Raw genomic sequence first — 12,466 nt, forward strand, 5'->3', positions numbered from 1 at the left:
TCAGCCCGCCAGTCCGCGCGCCCAGCCGAAGGCGCCGAGCACCCCGAGCGCCAACGGCACCAGCGCGATCAGCACGAAGTACTCGGAGATGTCGGCGGCGCGCGCCGCGTACGGCGGGTCGTCGGTCTGCGGCTTCGGCCCCACCGAGGCCGCGATGAGCCCGATCACCAGGGTGGCGACGGCGATCCCGGCGGTGGTGGCGACGGCGCTGTGGGTGTGCGCGGCGGCGGACGCGCGCCAGGCGGCTCCGGCGAGCGCGAGCATGCCCGCCGTCTGCATCAGGAGCCTGAGAGCTGTCCGGGCGAACACGCGCGCCCGGAGCAGGAAGGCGACACCGAGGTCGGCGGCGGCGATCGCGCCGAGGGCGCCGTGTCCGGCGCTCAGGGCCGCGCCGCCGGCGGCGAGCGCTCCGGTGCCGAGGAGGAAGGCGCCCATCAGCCGGTCCACGCGCGCCGAGGTCTCCCACAGGTTGGCCTGCTTCCGGGCGGGCAGGTCGACCTGGATGCGCTCGGCGGTGGCGGGCAGGGCCGGAAGCCGTTGCCCGGCAAGGCGGAACGCGAGCCGGGGGACCGCCAGGACGAAGCCGAGCCCGAGCACCGCGGCGATCACAGCAGTCTGCGACAGTGCGCGGTGGAAGCCCACGCCCAGCGCCCCGGCCACGATCGTGCCGACCGCGACGATCGCCGTGGTGGCGAAGGGCTCCAGGCCGCTGGCGCCGAGCTCCGGCTCGTCGAGCACGGCGGTCCCGCTCGGCGTTCGGCGCGGTGCCGTGGACGCTGCGGTTCCGGCCTTGGCGCCCGGGCCCTTTCCAGCGGCTGCCGTGCGTCCAGCCGTCCCACCCGCGCCCACCGCCCCGGCGCCGACCACCGAACCGGCACCGACCGCAGCCGCAGCGCCCGCCGATGCCAGCAGCGCTGCGGCTCCGGCCCACAGCGCGGCGGCCGATTCCGGATGCGTCATGGTGTGCGCGAAGGTGTCGGCCGCGAGCCAGCCGCCGAGTGCGGCCCAGCCGATGGCGGCGACGCCCAGCGCGGTCGCGGTCGTCCGGGATCCCATGATCCGGCCGGCGACCGCGGCGGCGATCAGGATCAGCGCCGCGAGCGCGCCCGCGATCCCGGCACGCTGCCCGATCGGGCCCGCCCCGGCCGCCACGCTCGCCGCGCCGGCGGTCAGCGCCACGGCGCCGAGTACCGGTCCGGCCCAGCGGCCGGCGGTCTCGCGCAGCCGGTCCTCGCGCTCACGCACAGCGGTGGCCAGTCCGTCAACCACGTCGTCGAAGACGGCCGTCGGCGCGGTGGCCCGGCGCGGCCGCAGGTACAGCGTCTCGCCGTCGAGGATCTGCAGTTCGGCCAGGGTGCGGGCGGCCGACAGCGGCGCGCCGCCGACGCGTTGCAGCACCCAGCCGTCGTGGGCCAGGCCGGCGTCGGCCAGTTCGGGCCCGGCGAAGCTCAAGACCGCTGGTAGGAAGTCCGCCAGCGGGACGGCCGTCGGCAGGGCCAGTTCCAGCACGTTGGCGGGGGTCGCGATGGAGAGGCGGCACAGATCGGCCTCAGGCAGCGTGGCTCGGATGCTCAACGTCCCGCTCTTCTTTCCTTTGCACACCGGTCTGGACGAGTGCTCGACTATCGCGGGTCGTGTGACCAGGCCGCCAGAGGAAGCAGAGCTGACGTTGAGCATCCGTGAGTACCGGCCAGTGCCGCGTCGCCCCGCACCGCAGTTTCCTCAAGGTGAGATCGCTTTCCAGGAACCGCCGGCGATCCCCGAGCCGGTGTCCGGAGGTCTGGGACAAGCGGTGATGGTGCTGCCGATGGCGGCCAGCAGCGGCGCCATGGCGATGATGTTCCTGCAGCCGGGTGCGCGGGCCACCAACTATCTGGCCGGCGGCATGATGGCCGTGTCCTCGCTGGGGATGGTAGGCACGCAGCTCGGCCGGGGCGGCGGCGACAAGAAGGCCAAGCTGTCCGGGGACCGCCGCGACTACCTGCGGCACCTGGACCAGAACCGGCGCCAGGTGCGCAAGCACATCGACGCCCAGATCAAGGCCCTGGCCTGGCGGCACCCGGACCCGGCGGCGCTGTGGTCGGTGGCGATGAGCGGCCGGCTGTGGGAGCGCGGCCCGGCCGACCGGGACTTCGCCGAGGTGCGGCTGGCGACCGGGCCGATGGCGCTGGCGGTGAAGATGGCGCCGCCGCAGACCAAGCCGATCGAGGACCTGGATCCGGTGTCGGCGAACGCTTTGCGCCGGTTCCTCCAGGCCTACAAGACCATTCCGGACCTGCCGATCGCCGCGAACCTGCGGGCGTTCGCACGGGTGGCGTTCGACGGCGACGGACCCGCCACCCGGGCCGTGGTGCGCGCCCTGCTCACCCAGCTCGCGGTGTTCCATAGCCCCGAGGACCTGCGGATCGCCGTGCACTGCGGCGACACCACGCGCGAGCGCTGGGAGTGGGTCAAGTGGCTGCCGCACGCCCTGCACACCTCGGAGGTCGACGCGGTCGGCCGGGTGCGGCTGATCAGTGACAGCTTCGCGGACCTGGAGCGGCTGCTCTCTCCTGGCGACTTCCGCGAGCGGGGGCCGCATGATCCGAGCGCGGCGCCGACCTCGCGGGAGCCGTTCACCGTGATCCTGCTGGACGGCGGCGAGCTGCCGGCCGACCACCGTGCGCTGCGCAGCGGGTACCGCAACGCCGTGCTGCTGGACCTGACCGGAGCGGCCGTCGGCCCGGACGTCCCGGTGGCGACGCTGCGTCTGCGCGCGACGCGCGAAGGCGCGGACGCGGCCCTGGCCACCGTGACCTCGGACCGGGCCGGCGGCGAGGATGTCAGCCCGCTGGGACGCGCCGCGACGCTGAGCACCGCCGAATCCTCGGCCACGGCACGGATCCTCGCGCCGCTGCGCGTGACCGGGGCCGGGGACGCCGGCGGACGCGGCACCGGCGACATCTCCTTCACCGGCCTGCTCGGCATCCGCGACGCCCGCGCCCTGGACCCGGCGCAGGTCTGGCAGCCGCGCCCGAACCGGGAGCGGCTGCGCGTCCCGCTCGGCCTCACCGAGCAGGGGCTGCCGGCCGAGCTGGACATCAAGGAGGCGGCGCAGGGCGGGACCGGGCCGCACGGCATGATCATCGGCGCCACCGGGTCCGGCAAGAGCGAGCTGCTGCGCACGCTGGTGCTGGCCATGGCGGTGCGGAACGATCCGGAGATCCTGAACTTCGTGCTCGTCGACTTCAAGGGCGGCGCGACGTTCCTGGGGCTGGACAAGCTGCCGCACACCTCGGCCGTGATCACCAACCTGGCCGACGAGCTGCCGCTGGTGAAGCGCATGTACACGGCGCTGCACGGCGAGATGGTGCGGCGGCAGGAGCTGCTGCGCGCCGCCGGGAACTACGCCTCGCTGCGCGACTACGAGGCGGCGCGGAACTCCGGGGTGCCGCTGGCGCCGATGCCGTCGCTGTTCCTGGTGGTCGACGAGTTCAGCGAACTGCTCGCCGCGCACTCGGAGTTCCTGGAGCTGTTCGTGATGATCGGCCGGCTGGGGCGCTCGCTCGGCGTGCACCTGCTGCTGGCTTCGCAGAGGCTTGACGAGGGCCGGATCCATGCTCTGGAGGGCCACCTTTCGTACCGCGTGGGCCTGCGGACGTTCTCGGTGGCCGAGTCGCGGGCCGTGCTCGGCGTCGGCGACGCCTACGACCTGCCCTCGACGCCTGGCCACGGGTTCCTGCGCTGCGGCACCGATCCGTTGATCCGATTCCGCGCGGGATACGTGTCAGCACCGTACGTCCCGCCGAAGTCCGGCGAGGAGGCTGAGGATTCGGGGCGCTATCACGTGATCCGGTACCGCTCGTCGTACCTGGCGCCGCGCGTCGCCCCGCAGACCGAGGAGGCGGAGACGGAGGCCGAGGAGGAGTTCACCAGCCCTCCTATCTCCGAGACCACGCTTCAGGTCCTCGCCTCGCGGATGCAGGGGCAGGGCCGGCCGGCGCACCGGATCTGGCTGCCGCCGCTGTCCACGCCGCCGACCCTGGACGCGCTGCTGCCGGAGGCCGTCGCGGCGCTGACCGGCGGGCTGCCGAACCCCGATCCGCGGGCGACGCGGTACGGCTCGCTGGCCGGCGCCGCCAGTCCCGCGCGCGGCGTGAGCGGGCCCGACGGCACCCTGCTGGCGGTGCTCGGCGTCACCGACCGGCCGTTCGAGCAGCGGCACGATCCGTTGGTCGCGGACCTGGCCGGGGCAGCGGGGCACGTCGCGGTGGTCGGCGCGCCGCTGTCCGGCAAGTCGACGATGCTGCGGACGCTGATCAGCTCCCTGAGTCTGCGCTACACCCCGCGCGACGCCCAGTTCTACTGCCTGGACTTCGGCGGCGGCGGGCTCACCGCGCTGTCGGACCTGCCGCAGGTCGGCGGGGTCGCCGGGCGGCTGGAGGGGGAGAAGGTGACGCGGACCGTCGCCGAGGTGTCGATGCTGCTGGCCGAGCGCGAGCAGGCGTTCGCCGCGGCCGGCGTCGGGTCGATGGCGGAGTACCGGCGGCGCCGGCGGGCCGGGGACTTCCCGGACGACCCGTTCGGTGATGTCTTCCTCGTGATCGACGGCTGGTTCACCTTCCACCAGGACTACGAGCGCCTGGAGCCGGCGATCCAGGACATCGCCGCGCGCGGGCTCGGTTTCGGCGTGCACCTGGTGATCACGGCGGCGCGCTGGACCGAGGTGCGGCCGTGGCTGCGCGACCTCATCGGGACCCGCCTGGAGCTGCGGCTCGGCGACCCGATCGACTCCGAGGTGAACGCCGCGCTGGCCAAGGAGGTGCCGGCGATCCCGGGCCGCGGCCTGACCTCGGGGCGGCTGCACTTCCTGGCGGCGCTGCCGCGCATCGACGGGGATCCGGACTCCGCGACGCTCGGCGAGGGCACGCGGGACCTGGTCCGGTACGTCACCAAGGCGCACCCCGGGCAGGCGGCGCCGCCGGTGCGGATGCTGCCGACGCTGCTGCCGGCCGCCCGGCTGGCGCAGCCGGCGTCCCGGACGGCGGTGGCGCTGGGCTGGGACGAGACGCGGTTGCAGCCGGTGCTGCACGATTTCGCGGCCACCGCGCACCTGATGGTGTTCGGGGAGAACGAGAGCGGGAAGACGAACCTGTTGCGGCTGGTGGCCAAGGCGGTGACCGAGCGGGCCGAGCCGAAGGAAGTCAGGGTTCTGCTGGCGGACACGCGGCGCCGGCTGCACGACGCGGTGCCGCCGTCGAAGCAGCTCGGGTACGCGGTGACGGCCGGCGCGCTGGAGGAGCTGCTGAAGGAGATCACTCCGGTGCTGCTGCAGCGGGTGCCGGGGCCGGACGTGGAGCCGGCGCGGCTGCCGCTGCGGGACTGGTGGAGCGGGCCGGAGCTGTATGTGGTCGTGGACGACTACGACCTGATGATCGGCAGCCGCGGGACGCCGCTCGGGCCGCTGCTGGAGCTGCTGCCGCAGTCCGCGGAGATCGGGCTGCACCTGGTGCTGGCGCGGTCCACGGCCGGCGCGGCGCGGGGGATGAGCGATCCGGTGCTGCGGCGTCTGTGGGAGCTGAGTACGCCGGGGCTGTTGCTGTCGTGCAGCAAGGACGAGGGGGTGTTCCTCGGGGACGCGCGGCCGATGCGGTTGCCGGCCGGGCGGGCGCAGCTGGTGAGCCGGCGGAGCGGGACCATGGTGGTGCAGACGGCTTGGGCCGGCGAGGACGCGGCGTGAGTGTGAGCGGCATGAGTGTGGGCGTGGGCGGCATGAGTGCGGGCGCGGGCGCGGGCGTGGCCGCTGGCGTGAGGCGGGTCTTGTCCTGCGGGATGTTGAGCGCGCTCGTCGCAGGTCTCATCGTCGTGCCGGTCGGTGGACCGCCCTCGGCGGCGGCTGACGACTGCTCGCCGTCGGTGCAGGCTGTGCCGGTGACCGCGCAGGTGCCGTGGGCGCAGACCGCTTTGCGGTTCGGGGATCTGGCGCCGTTCGTCGGATCGGGCCCTCGGATCAAGGTCGCGGTGGTCGATTCGGGGATCGACGTGGGCGCGCCGCAGCTGGCCGGGGCGGTGGACGTCGCGGACAGCGTGTCGCTCGTCGATCCGAAGACGTATCCGGCGACGGCCGACGCGCTCGGGCACGGAACGATGGTCGCCGGGATCATCGCGGCGCAGGCCCGGTCCGGGTCGGGGGTCGTGGGGCTGGCGCCGTCGGTGGTCAGCTTGTTGTCGATCCGGACGTACAAGACCTGCGAGAGCGAGGACGCGCCGATCGCCCAGGGGATCCGGGAGGCGGTGGCGCGGGGCGCGAAGATCGTGAACGTGTCGGCGGGGAGTTCGACGAACTCGCCCGACTTGGCTTCGGCGGTGCGGGACGCTCAGACTGCGGGGGTGCTGATCGTGGCCGCGGCGGGGAACCTCGGCGCGCAGCAGGACGGGAATCCGCCGCAGTATCCGGCTGCTTATCCGGGGGTGGTCGCGGTGGCGGCGGTGGGGGCGGATCGCGCGGTGACGCCGTACTCCGAGCACGGTGCTTATGTCGGGATCGCTGCGCCCGGCGGGTCTTCGGACGCGCCGTTGCTGGGGATCGGGCCGGCGGACAACGGGACGCTGGCTTCGGGGATGGGGACGTCTTTCGCGGCGCCGTACGTCACGGCCACCGCCGCGCTGGTGTGGAGCCGGTATCCGTCGCTGACGGCCGCGCAGGTGCGGCAGCGGTTGTACGCGACGGCTGATCGGATGGCCGCCGGGGCTCCGGATGCCTTCTACGGGTGGGGGATCGTCGATCCTTATGCGGCGTTGACTTCGGTGTCGACTCCGGCGCCGGCGACCACGCCGCCCCCTGCCGTGCCGGCCCCGCTTCCGTTCGCCGCGGCTCCGGTGAAGCAGGATTTCACCGGCCGGGCTTTGGCCGTTGGCGGAGGCGGGATACTGTCCGCCGGGGGAGTCGCCGGTGCTGCTTGGTTGGCCCGGCGCCGCAGGCGTGCCATGCAGCCGCTGGATCCCTCTGGAAAGCTCTGACCTATGGCTTGAGTCTGACTGAGTCCGACTTGAGGCTGTCCGACACGATTCTTGGGGAACGGCGTTATGTGGGGTGAGGGAACCGTCCTGGCCGGCCGGTACCAGCTGCGCCAGCGGATCGGCGGCGGGTCGATGGGCGACGTGTGGCGCGCCCTGGACACGGTGCTGGGACGCGAGGTGGCGGTCAAGATCCTGCTTCCGGCGCTGCTGGACGACGCCGGCTTCGCCGCGCGCTTCCACACCGAGGCCCGGGTCCTGGCGGCGCTGAGCCACCCCGGCATCGTGTCGGTGTTCGACTACGGCGAGGCGGACGACCCGCGTACGGCGTTCCTGGTGATGGAGCTGATCACCGGCCGCCCCCTGTCCGACCTGCTGGACGAGAGCGCCCCGCTGACGGAGGCCACGACCCTGACGGTGGTGGCGCAGACGCTGGAGGCGCTCAAAGCGGCGCACGACCAGGGGATCGTGCACCGCGACGTGAAGCCGGCGAACCTGATGCTGCGCGGCGGCAGCGTGGTGGTGACGGACTTCGGCGTCGCGCGCACGGCCGACGCCCGCCGCCTGACGGCCGTGGACGTGGTGCTCGGCACCGCGGTCTACGCGGCGCCGGAGCAGGCCCGGCACACGGCGGTGACGGCCGCGGCGGACCAGTACGCGGTGGGGGTGATCGCGTACGAGTGCCTGACCGGCACACCGCCCTTCGACGGCGGAACCCCGCTCGGGATCATGATGAAGCACCTCCAGGAGCCGGTACCGCCGCTCCCGGAGACGGTGTCGGAACCGGTACGCGAGCTGGTGATGCGGGCCCTGGCGAAGGACCCCGAGGCGCGGTTCGCGAGCGCGCGGGAGATGGCCGAGACGGCCCGCCGGCTCGCGGCGCGGGGCGTGCGCGCGGCGGGGGCGGCGCGGATCGGGAGTCCGGGGGACAGCTTTCAGGTGGGGGTTGATGTCGCGGGGGTGGCGGCTGCGGCGGGTGCGGCAGCGGGTGCGGGTGCGGGGGCGCGGGTGGATGGCGACTTTTTGTCGTTCACGGTGGTGCCTCGGGGGTTTGGGGATGAGGGCGATGGTGATGGCGGCGTTGACGGGGATGGCGCGGAGCTGAGCTCGGCTGCCGGTGCCGGTGCTGGCGGCGGTGTGGTGGCGGGGTCTGCGGGGGAGATCGCGCCGGCTTGGGCTTCTTATGTGGTGCGGCCGGAGGCGGAGGGGACTGACTGGGCCTCGTTCACGGTGGGTGGGGCCGGGGAGGAGACGGTGCCGCTGCCGGATGGTGAGGCGGAGGTCGGCGGCGGCGCGGTGGTTGAGGCCGGTGGACCGGCGGCCACGGTGCGTGGCGCGGCGGGCGGCGAAGCGGCTGGCGTGGTGGCTGGGGCGCGTGGCGGGGTGCGAGGTGGAGCGGGGCGGGTGGTGCCTCAGGACTCGTTTATCGCCGGCGTTGAGGTGGATGCCGGGGAGGGTGCCGGTCAGGCCACCGGAACCGCCGCAGCAGCCGCTGCAGGAATCGGAACCGGCGCCGCAGCAAGAGCTGCAACCGGAGCCGCAGCCCGAACCGGCGCCGCAGCTGGAGCTGCAACCGGAGCTGTGGCAGGAGCCGCAACCGGAACCGGCGCCGCAGCTGGAGCTGCAACCGGCGCCGCAATCGGAACCGGCACCGCAGCAAGAGCTGCAACCGGAGCGGTGGCGGGAGCCGCAACCGGAACTGGCGGTGTGGCTGGAGCTGGCGAGGCGGCGGAAGTCGGCGGGGCTGCGCGAGCGGGTGTTGCTCGGTGGCGGAGTCGGACCGTGCCGGAGGACTCGTTTACTTCGGGTGTTGAGCTGGATGCGGCTGTCGAGAGTGAGGCCAGTCGGCCTGCGCGTGGCGGATTGGCCGGTCGCTGGCGCAAGCGTGGCCAGCAGCCAGCCGGAACGCCGGCAGGCGACCCGACAGAGGCGAGCGAGCAACCAACCGGCAGCCCGGCTGCGCTGAGCAGTCGGCAGACAGGTGCGGGTGGCGGGGCGGTGCGGGCGGTTCCGCAGGATTCGTTTACCGCTGGCATACCCGAAGGCTCGATCGCTGAGCCACAGCCAGCCAGCCCGGCAGAAGAGAGCGGCCCGCAAGAAGGCGATCTCCCGAGCCCGGCAGACGCTGGCGGCGAGCCCGAAAATGGTGCCGTCCTGGCTGCCGAGCAGGCAAACAGCGCGCTGGCTGCGGAGTCTGGCGGCGAGCAGGCAAATGGTGCACTGGCTGCGGAGCTGGTCGGCGGGCTGGCAGGCGGCGTACCCGGCGCGGCGGCCGGTGAGTTAGTCGCGGGTGAGCCCGAACCAGGGCCCGAACCAGAGCCTGAGCTCAAACCTGAGCCCGAACCCGAGCCGAAGATCGAGGCGATCCCGATCCCGCACATCGCGCCTGGCCACGCGATGCCGCTGGACTCCTTCAACGCGGGCGTCGAGCTGGATCCGGTCGAGCCTGATGCGGGCAGTGGCCGGGTCGTGCCGCAGGATTCGTTCACCGTCCTCGGCGCCGATGATTCTGAGGGTCCCGATGGGCCTGATGGCCCCGACCTCGACTTCCCGCATCAGCCGATGCAGCCCGGGCGGCGGCGGGCGATCGTGCTGGCGGCTGTGGGTGCGGTTGTTGTCGTGGGGATTGCGGTCGCCTATCCGCTTTCGCACAGCGATAAGGCGTCGACGGCGGCTGTGGTCGGGGCGACGCAGGCCACGTCGAGTGCGTCGGGTGCCGTGTCGACTTCCGATGTGAGTGTCACGTCCGTTGTCTCCGAGACGTCGACCATCGTCGTGAGTTCGTCGGTGACGAGTGCGGCTGCGAAGCCTTCGGCGACGGCTTCGGCGCCGGGGCGGTCGAGCAGTGCGCCCGGGAGGCCCGCGCCGACGAGTTCGGCGGGGTCGTCGATGGCGTCGCGGCCGTCGGCGACGGTGGGGGGTACGTCCGCGTCGAACGTGCCGCCTCCGCCGGTATCGGCGTCGACTTCTGCCGCCGTGCCGCACAAGTCGGGGTACGTCACCAACGTCGGGGACAGCGATGCGATCGATGTCTTCGGGACCTCGGCCGGGGCGCCGATCTTCGGCGACGGTGCGCAGCTGACCGTGGAGCCGCCCGCGGGGCGGGCCGGGCAGAGCTTTCAGGCGACCGCGTTGACGTCAGGTGGGCAGACGGTCTACGAGTTCGGCGACGGGCTGGACACCAACCAGTTGATCGACGGCGCCGGGGGCAAGGTCTCGTTGCTGCACGGTGGCGGCGCCACGACGCAGATGTGGTGGCTGTCGCAGGACTCGAGTACGCCGAGTGGTGCGTTCTACATCAACAACCAGGGTGCCGGGCAGTGCTTGACGGACAACGGGCCGTCGAACGCGTTGTCGCTGAAGCCCTGCGTGGTCGGGAACAAGGCGCAGCAGTGGTACCTGCCGTGAGGCGAAGCGTGGCTGGCTTGGCCGGGACGGCCGACGCGGCTGTTCAGAGGTCGTAGGGGATGCCGCGGACCGCGTGCTCGGCGTGCCCGACGACCTCCTCGACCAGCCGCCTGATGTGCCCGCCGCGCAGCCGGTAGAGCCGGGCGCGGCCGTCGGCGCGCTGTTCGACCAGGCCGCCGAGGCGGAGTTTGGCGAGGTGCTGGCTGGCCGCGGTGGGGGTGCAGCCGGCGGTCTCGGCCAGGGCGCTGACGCCGAGTTCGCCGTCGCGCAGGGCCCAGAGCAGGCGCAGGCGGCTGGGTTCGGCCAGCAGGTCCAGGAAACCGACGGCGGTGTCCACGACCGGGTCGGGCAGCGTGCGCTCGGCGGAGTCGGCGTGGTCCGGATGGTGGTGGTCGGAGCCGGAGCCGGAGCCGGAGCCAGAGCCAGAAGCGGAGCCAGAGCCAGAGCCGGAGGCGGCCGAGGCGGCGCGCGAGTCGGCGGGAGCCCCGGCGAGCGAGTCTCGGGAATCATGCGGGTCGCTGCTGTCGGCGGCCGAAGCGCCGTGGGAGCTGGCGTCACCGGTGGAGTCGTCGGCGCGGGATTCGGGCTGCTCGCCTGGTTGGGGCATGGAGGCCATCCTCTCACCTGCGCGGACGTCCGGCGTCCGGAGCTCCCAGCCACTGTGCCACCGAAAAGCTCACCCCCGCTGCAGGACGGGCCCCGCGCCGAAGCGACGGAACGGGACCCTGGCCGCGGCTCAGCCGGTCGGCTCGAACTCCTCGGCCTTCACCCCCGCGACGAAGGCCGCCCACTCCGTGCGCGAGTACACGATCACCTCGGCGTCGGGTCGCCGGGAGTGGCGTACGCCGACCGAGCCGTCGGCCAGCATCGCCACCTCCACGCAGTTGGTGGCGCCGTTGCTGTGGCTGCTCTTGCGCCACGCGGCGCCGGTCAGGAGGGTCTCGTGCGGGGCGGCTCCGTTCTCAGGGGTCGAATTCGGTGTTGCGCTGGTGCTCAACTAGCTCTCCATCTTCGTCAGCAGGTCGGCGAGCCAGAGCGCCGACCGTTCGGGGGAAAGCGCCGCGGCACGGAGCTGGTCGAACACCGACGCGTAATTGCGCACCTCGTCGACGGTCTCCAGGAAATGCGTTCGCGTCAGGTTGTCCAGGCATACCACGTCGTGTTCCAGAGGATTACCGAAGCCTACAATCGCGAAGGGTTCGTCAAGTCCTGAATATGCGCCTGCTGAATGGGTGATGATCTGGATGATGATATTAGGGCGGCGGGATTCTTCGATGACGCGTTCGATCTGACCTCGCATCACCTCGCGTCCTCCCACTCGCTGGCGCAGCGCGCCCTCGTGCATCACCACGCGCAGCCGCAGTGGATCCGTGCCGCCGAGCATGCGCTGTCGGGTGCGGCGTACGGCCACCAGGGCGTCGACGTCGAGTGGTTCGGCCCGTATCCGCCAGGCCTCGGCCAGGGCGCGGGTGTAGTCCTCGGTCTGCAGCAGGCCGTGGACGAGTTGCACGGTGTGCGCGTCGATCGACGTCGCCGCCGCCTCGACACTGATGTAGTCCGCGTAGGGCTCAGGGATGGCCCGCCGGTAGTACTGCCACCAGCCCTTGTCCCTGATCTGGCCGGTCAGGTTGAGTAAAGTCGTCCGCAGCTCTTCGTCGACGACCCCGTAGACGTCCAGCGCGGCCGAGACGTCGATGCGCCGCAGCCGGCCCTGGCCGTTCTCGAGCCGGGACAGCGTCGAGTCCGAGATCTCCAGCCGCTCGGCCGCGCCCTGCAGCGTCAGGCCCGCGGCCAGCCGGAGCCGGCGCAGGGCCGCGCCGAGCCGGCGGCGGCGGATCGGCGGCGCCGACGGGCCCGCCGGGACCCGGGCCGCGCGCTCCACCGGGTTGCCGGGTTCGGCCGGGGCGCCGGGCTTTCGCGCGCCGCCGTGTTCCTCCGGGCCGCCGGGGACGGGTTCGTGCGGGTCGCCGTCCGGCGCGGTTCCGGTGGCGGGTCCGGGAACGTCTGCGGATGTCATCGCCAACCCCCTGCGGTTCGCTTTTGCGATGCAGGCCATTGTGCC

7 protein-coding genes are annotated in these 12,466 nt (G+C 72.9%); 3 read left to right on the forward strand and 4 right to left on the reverse strand.

Going from position 1 to position 12,466, the window contains the following annotated elements; translation table 11 throughout:
- Window positions 1–1,575, reverse strand: coding sequence for a type VII secretion integral membrane protein EccD (gene eccD / locus ABH920_RS13545; protein WP_370349284.1), 1,575 nt, complete (start codon window positions 1,573–1,575; stop codon window positions 1–3).
- Here eccD and eccCa point away from each other — a divergent pair.
- From eccCa to ABH920_RS13560, 3 genes are all read left to right on the forward strand, one after another.
- Complete coding sequence (gene eccCa / locus ABH920_RS13550; RefSeq protein WP_370349285.1) at window positions 1,568–5,719, forward strand: type VII secretion protein EccCa; 4,152 nt, start codon at window positions 1,568–1,570, stop codon at window positions 5,717–5,719. The two genes, eccD and eccCa, sit on opposite strands and share 8 nt — an antisense overlap.
- Window positions 5,720–5,730: 11 nt before the next feature.
- Window positions 5,731–6,999, forward strand: coding sequence for a S8 family serine peptidase (locus ABH920_RS13555; protein ID WP_370349286.1), 1,269 nt, complete (start codon window positions 5,731–5,733; stop codon window positions 6,997–6,999).
- 66 nt (window positions 7,000–7,065) lie between these two features.
- A complete protein-coding gene (locus tag ABH920_RS13560) occupies window positions 7,066–10,404 on the forward strand; it encodes a protein kinase (RefSeq protein ID WP_370349287.1) in 3,339 nt (1,112 codons plus the stop codon).
- 43 nt (window positions 10,405–10,447) lie between these two features.
- Here the strand turns inward: ABH920_RS13560 and ABH920_RS13565 are convergent, their stop codons facing one another.
- From ABH920_RS13565 to ABH920_RS13575, 3 genes are all read right to left on the reverse strand, one after another.
- A complete protein-coding gene (locus tag ABH920_RS13565) occupies window positions 10,448–11,011 on the reverse strand; it encodes an ArsR/SmtB family transcription factor (protein WP_370349288.1) in 564 nt (187 codons plus the stop codon).
- Window positions 11,012–11,140: 129 nt separating this feature from the next.
- Window positions 11,141–11,401 (reverse strand): DUF397 domain-containing protein, encoded by a 261-nt coding sequence (locus ABH920_RS13570; protein WP_370349289.1) that lies wholly within the window; start codon window positions 11,399–11,401, stop codon window positions 11,141–11,143.
- Window positions 11,402–12,421, reverse strand: coding sequence for a helix-turn-helix domain-containing protein (locus ABH920_RS13575; RefSeq protein ID WP_370349290.1), 1,020 nt, complete (start codon window positions 12,419–12,421; stop codon window positions 11,402–11,404).
- Between the last annotated feature and the right edge of the window lie 45 nt (window positions 12,422–12,466).

The organism is Catenulispora sp. EB89 (assembly GCF_041261445.1).
Lineage (GTDB): Bacteria > Actinomycetota > Actinomycetes > Streptomycetales > Catenulisporaceae > Catenulispora.